This window comes from Streptomyces sp. NBC_00370, from assembly GCF_036084755.1.
GTDB lineage: Bacteria > Actinomycetota > Actinomycetes > Streptomycetales > Streptomycetaceae > Streptomyces.
This window is the reverse complement of the sequence record NZ_CP107968.1, coordinates 3,785,958-3,803,828: the sequence shown is the minus strand read 5'-3', so window position 1 is coordinate 3,803,828 and position 17,871 is coordinate 3,785,958. Positions and strand designations below refer to the sequence as shown.

General features: G+C 71.0%; 17 protein-coding genes and 1 riboswitch. Of the genes, 8 read left to right on the top strand and 9 right to left on the bottom strand.

The window, feature by feature from the left end; translation table 11 throughout:
* Positions 1–13 precede the first annotated feature (13 nt).
* Both OHS57_RS16880 and OHS57_RS16875 read right to left on the bottom strand, forming a co-directional pair.
* On the bottom strand, positions 14–223 hold the full coding sequence (locus tag OHS57_RS16880) for a hypothetical protein (protein WP_328582488.1): 210 nt from the start codon (positions 221–223) through the stop codon (positions 14–16).
* Positions 224–260: 37 nt separating this feature from the next.
* On the bottom strand, positions 261–1,241 hold the full coding sequence (locus OHS57_RS16875) for a glucosyl-3-phosphoglycerate synthase (RefSeq protein WP_328585087.1): 981 nt from the start codon (positions 1,239–1,241) through the stop codon (positions 261–263).
* A gap of 155 nt (positions 1,242–1,396) precedes the next feature.
* Positions 1,397–1,524: riboswitch (SAM riboswitch) on the top strand.
* A gap of 16 nt (positions 1,525–1,540) precedes the next feature.
* Here OHS57_RS16875 and thrC point away from each other — a divergent pair.
* The 5 genes from thrC to OHS57_RS16850 all read left to right on the top strand — a co-directional run bounded on the left by thrC (position 1,541) and on the right by OHS57_RS16850 (position 6,946).
* Positions 1,541–2,818 carry a threonine synthase gene (gene thrC / locus OHS57_RS16870; protein WP_328582487.1) on the top strand — a complete coding sequence of 426 codons (1,278 nt, stop codon included), beginning with the start codon at positions 1,541–1,543 and terminating at the stop codon, positions 2,816–2,818.
* 35 nt (positions 2,819–2,853) lie between these two features.
* On the top strand, positions 2,854–3,132 hold the full coding sequence (locus tag OHS57_RS16865; RefSeq protein WP_041988367.1) for a MoaD/ThiS family protein: 279 nt from the start codon (positions 2,854–2,856) through the stop codon (positions 3,130–3,132).
* A 378-nt stretch (positions 3,133–3,510) separates the two neighbouring features.
* Complete coding sequence (locus OHS57_RS16860) at positions 3,511–3,714, top strand: cold-shock protein (protein WP_005315736.1); 204 nt, start codon at positions 3,511–3,513, stop codon at positions 3,712–3,714.
* Positions 3,715–4,096: 382 nt separating this feature from the next.
* Entirely contained in the window at positions 4,097–5,722 is a 1,626-nt protein-coding gene (gene groL / locus OHS57_RS16855; RefSeq protein ID WP_041988372.1) for a chaperonin GroEL, read from the top strand.
* A gap of 270 nt (positions 5,723–5,992) precedes the next feature.
* Complete coding sequence (locus OHS57_RS16850; RefSeq protein ID WP_328582486.1) at positions 5,993–6,946, top strand: lysylphosphatidylglycerol synthase transmembrane domain-containing protein; 954 nt, start codon at positions 5,993–5,995, stop codon at positions 6,944–6,946.
* A 16-nt stretch (positions 6,947–6,962) separates the two neighbouring features.
* Here OHS57_RS16850 and OHS57_RS16845 read toward each other — a convergent pair whose 3' ends face one another.
* Positions 6,963–8,000 carry a hypothetical protein gene (locus tag OHS57_RS16845; RefSeq protein WP_328582485.1) on the bottom strand — a complete coding sequence of 346 codons (1,038 nt, stop codon included), beginning with the start codon at positions 7,998–8,000 and terminating at the stop codon, positions 6,963–6,965.
* Between the two features lie 146 nt (positions 8,001–8,146).
* On the opposite strand from OHS57_RS16845, the gene OHS57_RS16840 reads away from it, so the two are divergent.
* Entirely contained in the window at positions 8,147–8,770 is a 624-nt protein-coding gene (locus OHS57_RS16840; RefSeq protein ID WP_328582484.1) for a TetR/AcrR family transcriptional regulator, read from the top strand.
* A gap of 11 nt (positions 8,771–8,781) precedes the next feature.
* On the opposite strand, the gene OHS57_RS16835 is transcribed toward OHS57_RS16840, so the two are convergent.
* The 4 genes from OHS57_RS16835 to OHS57_RS16820 all read right to left on the bottom strand — a co-directional run bounded on the left by OHS57_RS16835 (position 8,782) and on the right by OHS57_RS16820 (position 15,042).
* Positions 8,782–11,283, bottom strand: a complete 2,502-nt coding sequence (locus OHS57_RS16835; RefSeq protein ID WP_328582483.1) for a SpoIIE family protein phosphatase — start codon at positions 11,281–11,283, stop codon at positions 8,782–8,784.
* Positions 11,284–11,420: 137 nt separating this feature from the next.
* Positions 11,421–13,016, bottom strand: coding sequence for a PTS transporter subunit EIIC (locus OHS57_RS16830; protein WP_328582482.1), 1,596 nt, complete (start codon positions 13,014–13,016; stop codon positions 11,421–11,423).
* Positions 13,017–13,055: 39 nt separating this feature from the next.
* Complete coding sequence (gene murQ, locus OHS57_RS16825) at positions 13,056–14,018, bottom strand: N-acetylmuramic acid 6-phosphate etherase (RefSeq protein WP_328582481.1); 963 nt, start codon at positions 14,016–14,018, stop codon at positions 13,056–13,058.
* A gap of 94 nt (positions 14,019–14,112) precedes the next feature.
* Complete coding sequence (locus OHS57_RS16820; protein ID WP_041988383.1) at positions 14,113–15,042, bottom strand: MurR/RpiR family transcriptional regulator; 930 nt, start codon at positions 15,040–15,042, stop codon at positions 14,113–14,115.
* Positions 15,043–15,151: 109 nt separating this feature from the next.
* Here OHS57_RS16820 and OHS57_RS16815 point away from each other — a divergent pair, with 109 nt between their 5' ends.
* Together OHS57_RS16815 and OHS57_RS16810 are read left to right on the top strand one after the other, a co-directional pair.
* The gene (locus OHS57_RS16815) at positions 15,152–15,517 is read left to right on the top strand and encodes a hypothetical protein (RefSeq protein WP_041988385.1); all 366 of its coding nucleotides are present in this window, start codon (positions 15,152–15,154) and stop codon (positions 15,515–15,517) included.
* Positions 15,514–15,801 carry a DUF4031 domain-containing protein gene (locus OHS57_RS16810; protein WP_328582480.1) on the top strand — a complete coding sequence of 96 codons (288 nt, stop codon included), beginning with the start codon at positions 15,514–15,516 and terminating at the stop codon, positions 15,799–15,801. Before OHS57_RS16815 ends, OHS57_RS16810 begins: the two co-directional genes overlap by 4 nt.
* Here the strand turns inward: OHS57_RS16810 and OHS57_RS16805 are convergent.
* Both OHS57_RS16805 and OHS57_RS16800 read right to left on the bottom strand, forming a co-directional pair.
* Complete coding sequence (locus tag OHS57_RS16805) at positions 15,737–16,987, bottom strand: Cmx/CmrA family chloramphenicol efflux MFS transporter (protein WP_328585086.1); 1,251 nt, start codon at positions 16,985–16,987, stop codon at positions 15,737–15,739. The two genes, OHS57_RS16810 and OHS57_RS16805, sit on opposite strands and share 65 nt — an antisense overlap.
* A gap of 69 nt (positions 16,988–17,056) precedes the next feature.
* A complete protein-coding gene (locus OHS57_RS16800) occupies positions 17,057–17,767 on the bottom strand; it encodes an HD domain-containing protein (protein ID WP_328582479.1) in 711 nt (236 codons plus the stop codon).
* Positions 17,768–17,871 lie beyond the last annotated feature (104 nt).

The window sequence follows — 17,871 nt, the reverse complement described above, 5'->3', positions numbered from 1 at the left end:
ACGTACGGGCGGGTCACTCGTCGTGCTGGCCGGGGCCGGACCCCCGGCCGGACCCGCGGCCGACCCCGCGCGCGGCGGCCAGCGCGACCACCCCCGCCGCGAGCAGCGCGAGCGCCACCCCGCCCAGCAGCCACAGCTGTTCGGCGGCGCCGCCCGCCTCGGCCATGCGCCCGCCCGACACGGCAGCGGCGTGCCGGGCGTCCAGAACGTCACTCAGACCCATGACGGTCAATCTAGGTAAAAAGAATGATTATGTGTGGTTACGCCGCGCGACGGGACGCGTACTCGACGATCTCCCGCATCGGCGGCCGCTCCTCGGTATCCACCGCGTACGTGCGCGGCACGAATCCGTCCGCGCCCCGCTCGAACTGCGTCAGCTCGGGGCGCACCAGATGCGCCCGGGACAGCCGGAGCTGCGCCGTACGGTAGATCGCCGCCGCCATCCGCCCGAGCGCCCGGTCGTCCTGGTGCCGGTGGACGCGCACCCCCACGTCGACCTGGCCCAGCGCGTCGAGCCCGACCGTGTGCAGCGCGTCCACCAGCAGCCCCAGCTCCACGCCGTACCCGACGGGGAACGCGAGCTGTTCGAGCAGCGAGCGGCGCACCGCGTACTCGCCGCCCAGCGGCTGGACGAAGCCCGCCAGCAGCGGCCAGTGCAGATTCAGCAGCGGGCGCGCCACCAGCTCCGTGACCCTGCCGCCCTGGCCGACCCTGCCGCCCTGGCCGCCGCCGCGCGGCCGCGCCGCCGCGCCGTCCAGCGGCCGGTCGTACATGGCCTTCACGAAGTGCATGTCCTGGTCGGTGAGCAGCGGGCCCACGATGCCGGAGACGAAGTCGGCGGAGAACCGCTTCAGATCGGCGTCCACGAAACACACCACGTCGCCGCTCGTCACCAGCAGCGAGCGCCACAGCACCTCGCCCTTGCCGGGCAGCGCGGGCAGCCGGGGCAGGATCTCGTCGCGGTGCACCACCCGCGCGCCGGCCTTCGCCGCCACCTCGCCCGTACGGTCCGCCGAACCGGAGTCGACCACCACCAACTCGTCGACGAGAGGCACCTTCTCCATCAGCTCGCGCCGGATCACGGACACGATCTCGCCGACCGTCTCCTCCTCGTCGAGCGCGGGGAGCACGACGCTCACCGTGGTACCCCGTGTGGCCTTTGCCACCAGCAGCTGGTCAAGACTGCGGTCCGAGGCGGACCAGGAACGCCTGGTCAGCCAGCGTTCCACCTCTTCCAGCACGATCGGCTCTCCCTGCACGTGATCCATCTCGCGACGCGGACGGCTCTCTCAACCGTCCGTTCCTTCGGTTACAGTCTTGAACAACGCAGATGTCCTTCGCATGCCGGGGTCATCACGCGGAACAAACGCACCGGACCCCGGGTCCGGCGCCATACCGCTCATCCAGAGGGGCAGAGGGAACGGCCCGTTGAAGCCCCGGCAACCCTCCCGCCGACCGCGAGGTCACGGTGGGGAAGGTGCCAATTCCGTCTTGCGGCGAAACGCGTCGCGAGGAAGATGAGGAGAAAGGGCCTCGCCTCATGGCTGTGCAGACCGTCCAGAACACTGTCGACCTCGGACCCGCCGTCGCACTCTCGTGCCGCGAATGCGGAGAGCGATTCGACCTCGGCCCGATCTTCGCCTGCGAGAGCTGTTTCGGGCCGCTCGAAGTGGCGTACGACCTGCCGAGCGGCACCCCCGAAGAGCTGAAGAAGCGCATCGCGGCCGGCCCGAACAACATCTGGCGCTACGCCCCGCTGCTGCCGGTCCCGGCCGATGTGGCCGACCACCCGAACATCAACCCCGGCTTCACGAAGCTCGTCAAGGCCGACAACCTCGCGCGTGAGCTGGGCATCACCGGCGCCCTGCACGTGAAGGACGACTCCGGCAACCCGACGCACTCCTTCAAGGACCGGGTCGTCGCCATCGCCGTCGAGGCCGCCCGTGCCTTCGGCTTCACCACCCTCTCCTGCTCCTCCACCGGCAACCTCGCGGGCGCCGTCGGCGCCGCGGCGGCGCGGGCCGGTTTCCGCTCCTGCGTCTTCATCCCGCACGACTTGGAGCAGGGCAAGGTCGTCATGGCAGCTGTGTACGGCGGCGAACTCGTCGGCATCGAGGGCAACTACGACGACGTGAACCGTTTCTGCTCCGAGCTGATCGGCGACCCGCTGGGCGAGGGCTGGGGCTTCGTCAACGTCAACCTCCGTCCTTACTACGGCGAAGGCTCCAAGACGCTCGCCTACGAGATCTGCGAGCAGCTCGGCTGGGAGCTGCCCGACCAGCTCGTCATCCCGATCGCCTCGGGCTCGCAGCTCACGAAGATCGACAAGGGGCTCAAGGAGCTGATCAAGCTCGGTCTCGTCGAGGACAAGCCGTACAAGATCTTCGGCGCCCAGGCCGAGGGCTGCTCGCCGGTCTCCGCCGCCTTCAAGGCGGGCCACGACGTCGTACGGCCGCAGAAGCCGAACACCATCGCCAAGTCGCTGGCGATCGGCAACCCGGCCGACGGTCCGTACGTCCTGGACATCGCCCGGCGCACCGGCGGCGCCGTCGAGGACGTCAACGACGAGCAGATCGTGGACGCCATCAAGCTGCTGGCGCGCACCGAGGGGATCTTCGCCGAGACCGCGGGCGGTGTGACCGTCGGCGTGACGAAGAAGCTCATCGACGCCGGCCTGCTGGACCCGACGCTCACCACCGTCGTCCTGAACACCGGCGACGGACTGAAGACCCTCGACGCGGTGGCTCCCACGACCGGGCCGACCGCGACCATCAAGCCGAGCCTCGACGCGTTCCGCAGCGCCGGCCTGGCCGGCTGAACCCGCCGCCCACTACCTAAGGAAGGCACGCCACCATGAGCGTCAAGGTCCGCATCCCCACCATCCTCCGCACGTACACCGGCGGCCAGGCCGAGGTCCCGGCGGAGGGCGCCAACCTCTCCGAGGTCATCCAGTCGCTGGAGGCGAACCACCCGGGCATCGCGGCCCGCGTCCTGGACGACGAGGGCAAGCTGCGCCGGTTCGTGAACGTGTACGTGAACGACGACGACGTGCGCTTCGAGGGCGGCCTGGAGACGGTCACCCCCGAGGGCGCCGGAATCTCCATCATCCCGGCGGTAGCGGGCGGTTGCTGACCGTCCGCCGGCTGCGCTGAGTGACCCCCGGTGCCCCCTCCGCGAGAGAAGCGGAGGGGGCACTTCCATGTGGTTGAGCGCGGTACGATTCGGGAAGCGCCGCCCTCGCCCCGTCCCCGCGCGTGCCGGGCGCATATGAGAACGCGACAACATAGCGCCAAAGTCCGGATGCCGTTTGCCACTGTTACGTGCGCTTTGCCTGGCCCGACTTGCCCTGGAACGCTGTGAATTCACCGCTTCGTGCGATCAGCCATGCCCAGAATTCTCGTCTAATTGACCTGTTGCAGAGGGCAGTTGGGCAGATACATTCAGCCGCGGTCGACGCGTTCCGGCGCGAAGTGCGGTCCCGCGCAGGGGCCAGTAATAGGGGAGTTAGGCATGGCTCAGGGCACCGTCAAGTGGTTCAACGCGGAGAAGGGGTACGGCTTCATCGCGGTCGACGGTGGTGCGGATGTATTCGTCCACTACAGCGCGATCCAGATGGACGGTTACCGCACCCTTGAAGAAGGTCAGCGAGTGGAGTTCGAGATCTCGCAGGGCCAGAAGGGTCCGCAGGCGGACATGGTCAAGCTCGCCGTCTGATCCCGGCGCGATCGGCCACCGACGCATCACCAGTACTCACGCCGAGAGGCCCGCACCCTGACACCGGGGTCCGGGCCTCTCGTGCGTCCCGGGTGTCCCCTCTCGTGCGTGTGTGCGCGGGGCGGTCCGGGCGGGGGTCGCTTGCGCCCACCCGTCGCCCGGCCGCCACCCCCCATCGATGACCCTTCGGGTCGCTTGCACTCTGGGGGGTCGAGTGCTAATCATTGGCGTTAGCACTCTGCAGGTGAGAGTGACAACTTATGGACCTCGTCAGCGAGGCCCGAGAGCCGGTGGGGCAAGGAACCGCACGGCTCTCAGGCCGTCCGTCGCGGGCGCGGACGCGGTCCGGAGAATCCACCCCAGTCCGGGAGGACCACTTCACATGGCCAAGATCATCGCGTTCGACGAGGAGGCACGGCGCGGTCTCGAGCGCGGGATGAACCAGCTCGCCGACGCCGTCAAGGTCACCCTTGGCCCCAAGGGCCGAAACGTCGTCCTCGAGAAGAAGTGGGGCGCCCCCACGATCACCAACGATGGTGTTTCCATCGCCAAGGAGATCGAGCTCGAGGACCCGTACGAGAAGATCGGCGCAGAGCTGGTCAAGGAAGTCGCCAAGAAGACGGACGACGTCGCCGGTGACGGTACGACCACGGCGACCGTGCTCGCCCAGGCGCTCGTCCGCGAGGGCCTGCGCAACGTGGCGGCCGGCGCCAACCCGATGGCTCTCAAGCGCGGCATCGAGAAGGCCGTCGAGGCCGTCTCCGGCGCCCTGCTGGAGCAGGCCAAGGACGTGGAGACCAAGGAGCAGATCGCTTCGACGGCCTCCATCTCCGCCGCCGACACCCAGATCGGCGCGCTCATCGCCGAGGCGATGGACAAGGTCGGCAAGGAAGGCGTCATCACCGTCGAGGAGTCGCAGACCTTCGGTCTTGAGCTTGAGCTCACCGAGGGCATGCGCTTCGACAAGGGCTACATCTCGGCGTACTTCGCCACGGACATGGAGCGCATGGAGTCGTCCCTCGACGACCCGTACCTCCTGATCGTCAACTCCAAGATCGGCAACGTGAAGGACCTCCTTCCGCTGCTGGAGAAGGTCATGCAGTCGGGCAAGCCCCTGCTGATCATCGCGGAGGACGTCGAGGGCGAGGCGCTGTCGACCCTGGTCGTCAACAAGATCCGTGGCACCTTCAAGTCCGTCGCCGTCAAGGCCCCGGGCTTCGGTGACCGCCGCAAGGCCATGCTCAACGACATCGCCATCCTCACCGGCGGCACGGTCATCTCCGAGGAGGTCGGTCTCAAGCTTGAGAACGCCGGCCTGGACCTGCTGGGCCGTGCCCGCAAGGTCGTCATCACCAAGGACGAGACCACGATCGTCGACGGTGCGGGCGAGAGCGACCAGGTCGCCGGGCGCGTCAACCAGATCCGTGCCGAGATCGAGAACAGCGACTCGGACTACGACCGCGAGAAGCTCCAGGAGCGCCTCGCGAAGCTGGCCGGCGGCGTGGCCGTCATCAAGGCCGGCGCCGCGACCGAGGTCGAGCTCAAGGAGCGCAAGCACCGCATCGAGGACGCGGTGCGCAACGCCAAGGCCGCCGTCGAGGAGGGCATCGTCGCCGGTGGTGGCGTGGCTCTGCTCCAGGCTTCCTCGGTCTTCGAGAAGCTCGAGCTGGACGGCGACGAGGCCACGGGCGCGAACATCGTCAAGCTCGCGCTGGAGGCCCCGCTCAAGCAGATCGCCGTCAACGGTGGTCTTGAGGGCGGCGTCATCGTCGAGAAGGTCCGCAACCTGCCGATCGGTCACGGCCTCAACGCCGCGAGCGGCGAGTACGTGGACATGATCGCCGAGGGCATCATCGACCCCGCGAAGGTCACGCGTTCCGCGCTGCAGAACGCCGCCTCCATCGCGGCGCTGTTCCTCACCACCGAGGCTGTTATCGCCGACAAGCCGGAGAAGGCCGGCGCGGCCCCGGCCGGCGGCGGTATGCCGGGCGGTGACATGGACTTCTGATCCACCACGGCTCCGGCCGCCGGTCGATCGGCTGTTCTTACCGAGGGCGGCACCCCTTCTCCCAGGGGGTGCCGCCCTCGGGCGTTTCCGCGTCCGGGTGCTCGCGTCCTGTGCCGTTCGCCCAACCGTTCCCCAACTGTCGGCCGCAGGAGGGTGGAAGGAGGCGTACGCCGGGGCAAACTGACGGCGAGAGCTCCCCCTCCCCCCCCCGGAACGTGTGTACGCGCACGACGTGCGTACGCGCACGACGAGCAGGGACGACCGAGAACGATGGACAGAGTCCTGCGGCGGGTTCCGCTGCGTCAGATCCGGCAGATCGCCTGCGTCATCCCGATCCTCGTGATCGGTCTCTTCGTCTTCCAGCACTGGCCGGTCATCGCCGACGGCGGACACCAGCTCCTCGGGGCGAACCCGTACTGGCTGCTGGTGGCCGTCACGGTCACCGGTCTCGGCTGGGTCGCCGTGTCGTTCACCCGGCAGGGCACGGTCCTGGAGCCGCTGCCTGCGGGGCGGCTGCTCGCCACCCAGTTCGCCGCGGGCGCCGCCAACCATCTGCTGCCGTCCGGGCTCGGCGCGGGCGCCGTCAATCTGCGCTTCCTCAAACGCTGCGGGGTGCCGCTGGGCCGCTCGTCCGCCGCGCTCGCGCTGTATCTGCTCGCCGAGTCCGTCGGACGGATCTTCCTGCTGGCCGTCCTGCTGCTGGCGTTCCCCGACGCGCTGCGGCTGGACGGTCTCATACCCGCCGGGGCCGTCCTGCCGCTGGCGGTGACCGCCGGGGTGGTGGCGTGCGCCGCCGTGCTCGTGGTGGCCGCCGTACGGCCGCTGCGCCGGATCGTCCGTACGTTCCTGACGACGGCGCTGACCGACGTCAGGTCCCTGCACACCAGGCCGGCCCGCGCGTTCGCGCTGTGGGGCGGCTCGCTGGCGTTCCCCGCGCTCCAGGCGGCGGCGCTGGTGACGGTCGCGCTGGCGCTGGAGATGCCGGTGCCCGTGGTGCATGTGGCGATCGCGTACCTCGCGGCGAGTGTCGCCGCCGCCGTCATCCCGACGCCGGGCGGGCTCGGGTCGGTGGACGCCGCCCTGGTGGTCACGCTCGTCACGACGGGCGCATCGGTCACCCTGGCCACCTCCGCCGTGCTGGGCTTCCGGATCATCACGGTGTGGCTGCCGTTGGTGCCGGGGGCGTTGGTGCTGGGCGCGCTGGTGCGGTGGAAGGTGGTCTGAGCGCGCAGAATGTGGTCTAGGCGGGCCTGTGGTCCCGGTAGAAGTCGGCCAGGGCGCCGAACGCGGCCTTGGGCTCCCACGGCACCCCGGGGTACGTCGTGCCGAGGCGGTCCTCCAGGACCCGGACGATGCCGTAGCTGGCGAGGTCCAGATCGTCGCGGGGATCGCCGCCGGGGCGGTGCGGGAAGTCGTACAGCGCGAAGGTGAAGACGAACGCGCTGTCGACGCCGCCGGCGTCGAACGCCGTCAGCAGCTCGCGCAGATACCCGGCCTGCCCGGCTTCGTCGCGGGCGTACACCCCGTCCAGCCGGACGGGGGCGCGGGTCGTCCCGTCCTCCTCGACGATCTCCAGCCCGCGGGCGCCCGCGTCGCCGGCGCCCCGGTAGCTCGCCGAGCCGAACTCGGTTATCGCCAGGGGAAGCTGGAGCGAGGCGACGAGAGCGGGGACGCTCTCGGCGAAGCTGTCCGCGGTCCCGGCCGACCGGTAGATGTCCATGGACGCGATGTCGAAGGGCGTCCAGTCGACGCGCTCCAGCGGTACGGAGGCGTAGGTGACCTTGCCGCCGAAGCGCTCGCGCACGAGGGCCACCGCCTCGCCCAGGAACTCGTTGACGAGCGCGCCGACTTCACCGATGTGCCGGCGCAGCAGATCCGGCTGACCCAGCAGCGCCACCCGGTCCTCCGTGCTGTCGCCGGGCAGGAAACCCTTGTTCATCAGGGACAGTTCGGCGCCGGTGACGAACACGACCTCGGCGCCCCGCCGTCGAAGCCGCTCGGCGCGCTCGGCGCAGTCGGCGAACAGCGACAGCATCTCGGCGGCGGTGAGTTCGAGCGGGTACGGCGAGAACCAGACCTCAAGGCCGAGGCCGGCCGCGTACCCGGCGGCCAGCTCCAGCCGGTCGGGGTCGCCGCCCATGACGCGGACCGCGTCGCAGTGCAGCTCGTCGCGGATGACGCGCAGCTCCTGCTCGACCAGCTCGGGGGTGAAGTTCTTGCGGCCGGTCGATCCGTTGTGGACGAAGCCGGTGTCGTAGCTGATTCCTCGGGCGCGCATGCGTCGGTCCCTCTTCTCTGTGTCGGCGATTTCTCTGTGTCGCCGATTTTAGGGTACGGCTCGTACCTTAGTTGGCTGCGGATGCGGGTGGCAATCAGAATGGGAAGGTACGAGCGGTACCGCTGGGGAGAAGGGTCAGGGCGCGTATGACGGAGCACCCGAAGCGGCAGCAGGCCGCCGCAGGCGGGACGCGGCGGCGCGGTGCTGTGCTGGAGGAGGCGATCCTGCGCGCGGCCGTGGACGAGCTGACCGAGTCCGGCTACGCCGGGCTGACGATGGACAAGGTCGCCGCCCGGGCGGGCACCAACAAGAACGCCCTGTACCGCCGTTGGCCGAACCGCCTGGCGCTCGGCATCGCCGCGTACCGGCAGCTGGTCACCACCGTCCAGCCGCCCGACACGGGCGAGCTGCGCGCCGACGTCCTTGAGTGGCTGCGCCGTGCTAACCGGCACTGGAGCTCCCCGCTCGGCGCGATCCTGCGCGAACTGCTCGGCGCCGCCGGCGGCGCTTCGGAACTTCTCGGGCAGCTGCAGGACCAGTCGGGCGAAGCGGCTGCCGCGCCCTGGCTGACGATCCTGGGGCGCGCGGTCGCCCGTGGGGAAGCGTCCCCGGAGGCGCTGCACCCGCGGGTCGCGACCGTGGCCGTCGTCCTGCTGCGCAACGAGTTCGTCGTACGGGGGGTGCCTGCCGCGCCCGACGACGTCCTCGTGGAGATCGTGGACGAGGTGTATCTGCCGCTGGTGCGGCGGCGCGGTCCGGAGAGCGGCTGACCTGGGGCCGGTTACTCCGCCGGTGGGCCGTCGGCGCCCGGGGGGATGTCGGCGCCCGGTGGGTCGTCGGCGCCCGGGGGGATGTCCAGCTCCGCCCACGCGATCTTGCCGCCCGGTGCGAACCGGGTGCCCCAGCGCCGGGACAGCTCGGAGACCAGATGCAGACCACGGCCGTGCTCGTCGGTCAGCCGCGCGTGCCGCATCCGGGGTGAGCTGGTCTCGGAGTCGGAGATCTGGCACTCCAGCGTCGTGTGCCGGATGAGCCGCAGCTGGACCGGCCCGGGGCCGCCGTACCGGATGGCGTTGGTGACCAGTTCGCTGACGATCAGCTCCATCGTCGTACTCAGCGCTTCCAGACCCCAGCGCTTCAGCTGCCCGACGGCCAGCGCGCGGGCCTCGGTGACCACGGCGGGATCGTTGGCCAGCTCCCAGGAGACGACGTGCTCGGGGCCGAGCGAGCGGGTACGGGCCAGCAGCAGCGCGACATCGTCCTGGCACGGGGTCTTCTTCGCCAGCGTGTCCACGACCTGCGAGCACAGCTCGTCCAGGGGGAGCCCGCCGTCGCCGACGGTGCGGGCGAGCTGGGCCATGCCCGAGTCGATGTCGGACGTGCGGGACTCGATGAGCCCGTCCGTGTACAGCGCGATCACGCTGCCCTCGGGCAGCACCATCTCGGCGGACTCGAACTCCAGCAGCCCCAGACCGATCGGCGCGCCGGCCGGGATCTCGGGGAAGGTGACACCGCCGTCCGGGGTGACGATCGCGGGCGGCGGGTGCCCGGCGCGCGCCATGACGCACTGCCGGCTGATCGGGTCGTAGACGACGTACACGCAGGTGGCGCTGATGCCCGGCGCATTCGTGGTGTCGGGGTCACTGTCGGCGTCGGAGAGGTGCACGACGAGTTCGTCCAGCCGCGCCAGCAGTTCGGCGGGCGGCAGGTCCATGTCGGCCAGGGTGTGTACGGCCGTACGGAGCTGCCCCATCATCGCCGCCGCGTTGATGCCGTGCCCGACGACATCCCCGATGACCAGCGCGATCCGGGCGCCGGAGAGCGGGATCACGTCGAACCAGTCGCCCCCGACGCCGTCGTGCAGATCGGCCGGCAGATAGCGGGTCGCCACCTCGACCGCCCTGCCGCCCGACAGGTTGCGGGGCAGCAGATGGCGCTGGAGGGTCAGGGCGGCCGTGCGCTCGCGGGTGTAGCGGCGGGCGTTGTCGAGGCTGAGCGAGGCCCGTACGACCAGCTCCTCGGCGAGCAGCAGATCGTCCCGGGAGAAGGGCGCCAGGGTGTCCGTACGGAGGAAGACGGCGACGCCCAGTACCGTGCCGCGCGCCTTGAGCCCGATGAGCATCAGGGAGTGGATCCCCGCCTTGGCCGTGGCCCTGGCCCGCGCCGGGTCGGCCTCGAACCAGGTCCCCGTCGTGTCCAGCACCGGCTCGAAGTGCGACTGCCCGTCGGACAGGACCTTGCTGAAGGGCGACGACGGCGGGACGTAGATGGGCTCCCCGCGCGCCCACACGGACTCGGGCGCGCCCTCGTGGATGGAGGCCACTCCGGCGCGGCGGAAGACCGTACCGCCGTCGGAGGTACCGGGCCTGCCCTGCGGCTCCTCGCCGAGCTGGACGGATTCGGCGAGATCGACGGTGACGAAGTCGGCGAGGAGCGGCACGGCCACGTCGGCCAGCTCCTGCGCGGTGTTCATGACGTCCAGCGTCGTGCCGATCCGCGTACCGGCCTCGTTGAGGATGGCCAGCCGCCGGCGCGCCCAGCTGTTGCTGATGTCCATGGCCAGCGAGCACACGCCGAGCGGCCGTCCGTCGACGCCGTCGAGCCGGAAGTACGACGAGGAGAACACGCGCTCCTCGGGTTCCGATGCGGCCGTGCTGCGGCTGCCGTCCTGGTCCGTGCCGATCCAGCGGAACTCGTGGTCGATCACCGGGACACCGTCGTCGAGGACCTGGCGCATCGCCGCCTCGACGGACGCGGTGTCGAAACCGGGCAGCGAATCGGTGAGCCTGCGTCCCAGCGCCTGGTGGGCGAGAGCGCCGCTGTCGCGCTCCGCCGTGTCGTTCAGCCACATGCAGCGCAGGTCGCGGTCCCAGATGGCGAGCTGGATCGGTGCGTGGTTGAGCAGCGTCGTCAGCACGGACTCGTCCAGCGCGGGGACGGTCCGGGCCTCGGGCAGCGGCGCCGCCGACACGAACCAGTCCGTACGGCCGCCGGGGCCCGCCATCGGCAGCGCCCGCATGCTCACCGGGAGCGGATGCCCGTCGCGGTGCCGCAGCTCCATGACCCCGGACCAGGGCTCGCGGGCGGTTACGGCGGGCGGCAGGAGCGCGCCCGGCCGGGCGGTCGGCAGCAGCAGCGCCGCTGGTCGGGACACCACGGTCTCGGCCTGATGACCGAGCAGTGCCTCCGCCGCCTCCGTCCAGCCGATCACGACCCCGTCCCCGCTGATCACGGCGACGGCGGCCTGGGCCGCACCGGAGACCGCCCCATCAGAACCGGCCATGGTCCACATGTCCAATCTGTTGCGGAATGCCGATACATATGATGGTTTCACACTCGGTGAACGAGCGGACTCCGGAGCTGCCCTCAGCGGGTGATGCGGGTGATGCGCGGTGACGCGGGTGACGGGGCTCCCCGTCGTCAGACGCGGGCCGGCTGCGCGTCGCCGCCCGGTGCCGCCGGTGCTGCCGGTGCGCCGGGCGTCGCCGGGGCATCGGGTGCGGCGGCCGGGGTGAGGCCGTCGGCGACGGAATCGGTCTCCGTCTCGACATTCAGCTCCGTCAGCATGGTCTTCGTGAAGCCGAAGTAGTACGTGGCGACGAAGCCCACCAGGTAGCCGACGAGCAGCCCGCCCGCGTACACCACGATCATCTGGCCCATGCCCTTGTTGCCGTCGAGCAGCGGGAACAGCGCCCAGCCGGACGGGCCGATCGCCGTGGAGCCCACCGCGTCACCGAGCTGGTTGAAGAGCCCGACGAAACCGCCGCCGAACGCGCCGCCGACGCAGGCCGTGATGAACGGGCGGCCCAGCGGCAGCGAGACACCGTAGATCAGCGGCTCGCCGACGCCCAGGAAACCGGCGGGGAGGGCCGACTTGATGGTCCGGCGGATCGAGCCGTTGCGGGGGAGCCGGAAGTAGACCGCCATCGCCGCGCCGACCTGTCCCGCGCCGGCCATGGCGAGGATCGGCAGCAGCACGGTGTAGCCCTGCTGCTCGATCAGTGTGGTGTGGATGGGGATCAGCGCCTGGTGCAGGCCCAGCATCACCAGCGGCAGGAACAGCCCGCCGAGGACGAAGCCTGCGCCCGCGCCGCCGTTGGACAGCAGCCAGTTGGCGAAGTCGCCGATCGCGGTGGCGATCTCACCGGCCACGTACATCAGACCGAAGATGGTGACGAGTCCGGAGACCAGCACGGTGAGGGTGGGCGTCACCAGGACGTCCAGCGCCTCCGGCACCCACTTGCGGCACCACTTCTCCACGTACACGGCGAGGACGGCGGCGCCGAGCGCGCCGAGCACACCGCCCTGGCCCGGGGCCAGCTTCTGGCCGAACGCGTCGATGTTGGCGACACCGGGGAAGACGATGATCGCGGCGACCGCGCCGCCGAGGACCGGGGTGCCGCCGAACTCCTTCGCCGTGTTGTAGCCGACGAAGACCGCGATGAGCGACATGAAGCCGGACGTGACGGCGGTGAGCGCCGGGACGACGCCGGGCAGCCAGTGCAGGTTGGTCAGCAGACCGTTGAGCCCGGCGATGATGCCGCAGCCGATGAGCGCGGGGATCAGCGGGACGAAGATGTTGGCGATCCGGCGCAGGAACAGCTTGAACGGGGTGGCGTTCTTGGCCTTGCGCTCCGCGCGCAACGCCGCGCCCTGCGCCGCCAGCTCGTCGGCGGTCGCCGCCGGGGCGTCCGGGGCGCCCGGTGCGGGAGCCGCGCCCGTCGCCGGGACGGGTTCGGCGGCGGGGGCCGCCTGCCGCTCCTCCTCGACCAGGGCCTCGAACTCGGGAGTGACCCGGGCGACGGTCCCGGGGCCGAGGACGATCTGGTACGTCTCGTCCTCGACCACCCCCAGGACGGCCGGGAGGGCTTTCAGTGCCTCGTGCTGGACGAGGGACCGGTCGCGCAGGCCCAGCCGGAGCCGGGTCATGCAGTGGGCCACCGATGTGATGTTTCCCGCGCCGCCGACGAGCGGCAGGATCGCGGCGGCTGTCGCGCGGTTCTTGTCTGTTGCCATGGTGCGTGGTGCCTTGCTGTGCGAGGAGTGGGACGTGGGTCAACCGGAGGTGGTGCTGGCGGCCCGCAGCGCGACGCGCAGATGGCCATGGGAAGCGGAGAGCAGTGCGGCGGCGGTGGAGCCTTCGACTCCGCCGAGGATGACGAGGATCGCGTTCTTCACCTCGCCGTCGGTGGCCGCGAGAGCGGCCTCGATCTCGGCGTCGGACGCGCCGGTGGCGAGCGAGACGATGCGCCGGGAGCGGGCGCGCAGCTTCTCGTTCGACGCCCGGACGTCGACCATCAGGTTTCCGTAGGTCTTGCCGAGCCGGATCATGGTGATCGTCGAGATCATGTTGAGGACGAGCTTCTGTGCCGTACCGGCCTTGAGCCGGGTCGAGCCGGTGAGCAGCTCGGGCCCCACGACCACCTCGATGCCGTGGTCGGCCGCCGCTGCCAGGGCGCTGCCCGCGTTGCAGGACAGACCGACGGTCAGCGCGCCCAGCCCGCGGGCGTGTTCGACGGCCCCCACGGCGTACGGGGTGCGGCCCGAGGCCGAGATGCCGACGACGGTGTCGTCCGGCGTCAGTCCGAGCGCGTCCAGGTCGGCGGCTGCCAGCTCCTTCGAGTCCTCGGCGCCCTCGACCGAGGTCACCATGGCGCCGGGGCCGCCCGCGATCAGGCCCACGACCTCGCCCGGGTCGGTGTTGAAGGTGGGCGGGCACTCGCTCGCGTCGAGCACGCCGAGCCGGCCGGCCGTCCCGGCGCCCGCGTAGATCAGCCGGCCGCCGCGCGCGGCGCGCTCGGCGGTCGCGTCGATCGCGGCGGCGATCGACGGCAGTTGCGCGGCGACGGCGGCGGGCACTGTGCCGTCCTCGCCGTTCATGATCCGGCTGATCTCCAGTGTGGACAGCTGGTCGATCTCGGCCAGCTCGGGGCGGAACGCCTCGGTGGTGAGGGTGTCGAGCTGCGCGCGGAGGTCGCCGTACGGGGACGTCGAGGCGTCGGCGGGCGTGGAGGTCATGAAGAAGCGGCTCTTTCTTCTGGTGAGGTGTGCGTTTTCCGGCGCGACGGCGGGACCGGGCCGGGGCCTGGCGCGCCCGGCCGGATTCCGCGGCTCAGCGCGGGCTGCGCGAGTGGCGGGGGCTGTGCCGGTGCGCCAGCGCCTCGTACGAGGCGGACAGGGCGGGCGCCGCCGTCTCGTACGTACGCTGCGCGACACCTATGAACAGGCAGTCGACCACGAGCAGCTGGCTCGTACGGCTCGACATGGCGGCCGGTCGCAGCTCGCTCTCGCGTGCGGTGGAGGTGGTCAGGACGTGGTCGGCGTACTGCGTGACGGGTCCGTCGGGCCTGCCCGTGATCGCGACGGTCGTCGCGCCGCGGTCGAAGGCGACCCGAAGGGGCTCTATGACGTCGCCGGTGGAGCCGGAGTGGGTGATCGCGATGGCGACATCGCCCGCGCGCAGCTGCACCGCGTTGGTGACGGCGAGGTGCGGGTCGGTGTGGGCGTGCGCGATCAGGCCGATGCGCAGCATCTTCTGCGCGAGGTCCATGCCGACGAGCGAGGAGGCCCCGACACCGTAGATGTCGATCCTGCGCGCCGCCGCTGCGGCCGTCACGACGGCGCCCAGCTGCACCGTGTCGAGCGAGGCGGCCGTGTCGGCGAGGGTCTGCTGTTCGTCGTAGGCGAGCTTGGCGACGACATCGGCGATGGGGTCGTCGACCGCTATGTCGGCCGTCACCGCGGGGGCGCGGCCGGACTCCTGCTGGGCGGCGAGACCGGCGAGGGCGAGGCGCAGGTCGCGGTAGCCGGGGTAGCCGAGGAGGCGGGAGGTGCGCACCACGGTCGCTTCGCTCGTGCCGGTGAGCTCGGCGAGACCGGTGACCGTGAGAGCGGCGCAGCCCGCCGGGTCACCGGCCACGGCTTCGGCGACCAGCTGCATGGAGCGGGTCATGGATGGCGCGAGGGTCCGCACCTTGGCCGCGAGAGCGGCAGGTGCGGGCGGGGCGTCACCGCTGAAAATTTCCTTCACGTCTGGGGTCACCTCTGAAAGGTATTTTCAGACTTCCGTGCGAGTCAACCCCCTCTTCGTCCTGATTCGTCGTATGGCGTCTCTTCGCCAGGCCGGTGGCGGGCGGGGGGACAATGGGTAGATGGACGACGTGAATCCCCTGGAGCAAGCACTGCACGTGGCGCGAGCGCTGGTCCTCGCCGACCTTGCCGCGCGCGATGTGGCGAGGGCCGATGTCGTCTCGCTCGTCGAGGAGTCGGTGTCGCACCGCCGCTGGTGGGTCGAGCAGTGGCCCGACGGCGTCGAGTACGTGGCGGGGCTGGTCGCCCAGGACGTCCAGGACGCCCTGCTGGAGCGGTACGGCCGCTGGCCGATCTGCCCGGTCTGCACCGAGCTTGAGCCGCACGCGCTGGACGTGGAGCCGGAGTTGGGGCCCGACCCGCACTGGGTGTGCGGGAAGGCCGGCGTGGTGATAGCCCCGGTCGGCGCGCTGGACACGACCTCGTGACGGTGTACATCGACCCGCCCACCTGGCCGGGTCACGGACGGATGTGGTCGCATCTGGTGAGCGACGTCTCGTTCGACGAGCTGCACCGGTTCGCCGCGTCGATCGGCTGTCCGCCGCGCGCTTTCGAGCGGGACCACTACGATGTCCCGTCGCACCGCTACGAGGACGCGGTGACGGCGGGCGCCGTGCGGATCGGCTCGAAGGAGCTGGTCCGCCGTATTACCGAGGCGGGGCTGCGACGGCCGAAGGGGCGCCCGGCGTCCCGGCCGCCTGAGCCTGCGTGATCCCGCCCGAACCGGCCACGAGCCGGCCGCCGCCGCCACCGCTCCTGCGGTGGTAGCGCAGCGCCAGCACGACGAGCCCGATACCGACGACGGCCATCGCCGTGCCCGCCCACGCCGTGGACGCGAAGCCGAAGTCCGCGTCGATCACGACCCCGCCGAGCCAGGGGCCCAGCGTGTTGCCCGCGTTGAAGGCCGCGGTGGCCGTGGCGGCGGCCAGCGTGGGAGCGGCGGCCGCGATGTTGAACATCCGGGCGTTGAGCGCGGGCGCGGTGTAGAAGGCCGAGAGGCCGAGGAGGAACGTCAGCGGGACGACGATCACGGGGTGCGACGCGGTGAGTGCCAGCGCGGCCAGCAGGACCGTCGTCGCGGTGATCCCGCTGATCATGACGCCGAACAGATGCGCGTCCGCGTACCGGCCGCCGATCATCGTGCCGACGAGCGCGCCGAGTCCGAACAGCGCGAGGACGAACGGCACCCAGCCGTCGCCGATACCCGCCACATCGGTCAGCAGCGGGGCCATGTAGGAGAACGCGCAGAACACGGCGCCGCCCGCGAGGGCGGTGACCGCGACCGCCAGCCAGACCTGGCGGTCGCGGTAGATCGTCAACTCCCGCTTGAGCTGCGGCTTCTCGGCAGGGAGCGGGATACGCGGGATGAGGGTGACCACCCCGACCAGGGCGACGGCCGAAGCGCCGCCGACCGACCAGAACGCCGAACGCCAGCCGAAGTTCTCCCCGAGGAAGGCGCCTGCGGGGACCCCGAGCACATTGGCGATGGACAGCCCGCCGATCATCACGGCCATGGCGCGGGCGCGTGCGTTCGGCGGGACCATGGCGATGGCGACGCTCGCGCCCACGGCCCAGAAACCGGCGCAGGCGAAGGCGCTGACGACGCGGGAGGCGAAGAGGACTTCGTAGGTCGGGGCGAGTGCGCCCGCGACCTGGCCGAGTCCGAAGACCGAGATCAGTGCGATGAGGGTGGCGCGGCGCGGCAGCCGCAGTGTGACGACGGCGAGCAGCGGGGCGCCGATCACCATGCCGATGGCGAAGGCGGAGATCAGCAGCCCCGCCGTGGGTATGGACACATCCATGTCGTCGGCGAGCGGCGGCAGAAGGCCGGAGAGCATGAACTCGCTCGTGCCGAGGGCGAAGACCGAGAGTCCCAATATGTAGACGGCCAGCGGCATACGGGAGCGACGGTCGGCGGTGTCAGGCATGACAGGCCCCAACGCCGAAGTCGGCCGTTACATTCCCGGTCACTGACCGTGCCCGTCGTCGTGCGGGGCCCGCAGGGCGCGCAGTTCGCCGGTGAGATTGGCGCGGGCGGCGGCCTCCCAGCGCTGCTCGCCGTGCGGGGTGCGGAACAGCCGTGGCAGGGCCAGCAGTTGCTCCAGCACCGCCGAGCGCCCCGCGCGGAACGCGTCGTCGGGGACGAAGCCGTACTCCTCGCGCACGGCGTCCGTGTAGGCGCGGTACGCGTCGGGGGCCGCGGCCAGGATCGCGAGATCGGCGTCACACAGGACGGCGCCGTCCCGGTCGTCGGGAGCCGCGTCGTGCGTGGTGGTGAGCAGGACGAGCCGGACCACCTCGTCCGTCTGCCGCCGGCTCAACCCGGCCTCGGCGAGGGCACGTTCGGCGAGGCGGGCCGAGCGCTCCTCGTTCTCCGAGCGGTCGGGCCGGTAGACGGCGTCGTGGAACCACGCGGCGAGCCTGACCAGGTCGGGGTCTTCGGCGTACGGGGCGAGGGTGTCGATGTGGTCCAGGACGGCGAGCAGATGAGCGGTGGTGTGGTAGCGCCGCTGCGGCTCGGCCCAGCGGCCGAGCAGGTCGTCGGCGTAGACGTACGGATCCGGCGGGCCGTCGGCGTCGGGGCCTGCGGCGTCAGGGCCGGTGGGCGGCTCGCGCAGGGCGAGCAGCGCGGCGGCGAAGCGGCTCCGCAGATCACCTGCGGGTACGGGGACGGACATGGGTACGACAATACGGCCGGGGCTGTGGACAACGCGCGACGCGCTGGGTGGTCCGGCGGCTAGCTTGGCGGCATGACACGGAACGAGACACGGAACCAGCCGCA

Coding starts and splice junctions, on each gene's coding strand:
- OHS57_RS16835 (WP_328582483.1), bottom strand. CDS start 11,283: ATGGCCGGTTCTGATGGGGCGGTCTCCGGTGCGGCCCAGGCCGCCGTC.
- OHS57_RS16830 (WP_328582482.1), bottom strand. CDS start 13,016: ATGGCAACAGACAAGAACCGCGCGACAGCCGCCGCGATCCTGCCGCTC.
- OHS57_RS16845 (WP_328582485.1), bottom strand. CDS start 8,000: ATGCGCGCCCGAGGAATCAGCTACGACACCGGCTTCGTCCACAACGGA.
- OHS57_RS16880 (WP_328582488.1), bottom strand. CDS start 223: ATGGGTCTGAGTGACGTTCTGGACGCCCGGCACGCCGCTGCCGTGTCG.
- OHS57_RS16815 (WP_041988385.1), top strand. CDS start 15,152: ATGGACGACGTGAATCCCCTGGAGCAAGCACTGCACGTGGCGCGAGCG.
- OHS57_RS16850 (WP_328582486.1), top strand. CDS start 5,993: ATGGACAGAGTCCTGCGGCGGGTTCCGCTGCGTCAGATCCGGCAGATC.
- OHS57_RS16805 (WP_328585086.1), bottom strand. CDS start 16,987: ATGCCGCTGGCCGTCTACATATTGGGACTCTCGGTCTTCGCCCTCGGC.
- murQ (WP_328582481.1), bottom strand. CDS start 14,018: ATGACCTCCACGCCCGCCGACGCCTCGACGTCCCCGTACGGCGACCTC.
- OHS57_RS16840 (WP_328582484.1), top strand. CDS start 8,147: ATGACGGAGCACCCGAAGCGGCAGCAGGCCGCCGCAGGCGGGACGCGG.
- thrC (WP_328582487.1), top strand. CDS start 1,541: ATGGCTGTGCAGACCGTCCAGAACACTGTCGACCTCGGACCCGCCGTC.
- OHS57_RS16865 (WP_041988367.1), top strand. CDS start 2,854: ATGAGCGTCAAGGTCCGCATCCCCACCATCCTCCGCACGTACACCGGC.
- OHS57_RS16860 (WP_005315736.1), top strand. CDS start 3,511: ATGGCTCAGGGCACCGTCAAGTGGTTCAACGCGGAGAAGGGGTACGGC.
- OHS57_RS16800 (WP_328582479.1), bottom strand. CDS start 17,767: ATGTCCGTCCCCGTACCCGCAGGTGATCTGCGGAGCCGCTTCGCCGCC.
- groL (WP_041988372.1), top strand. CDS start 4,097: ATGGCCAAGATCATCGCGTTCGACGAGGAGGCACGGCGCGGTCTCGAG.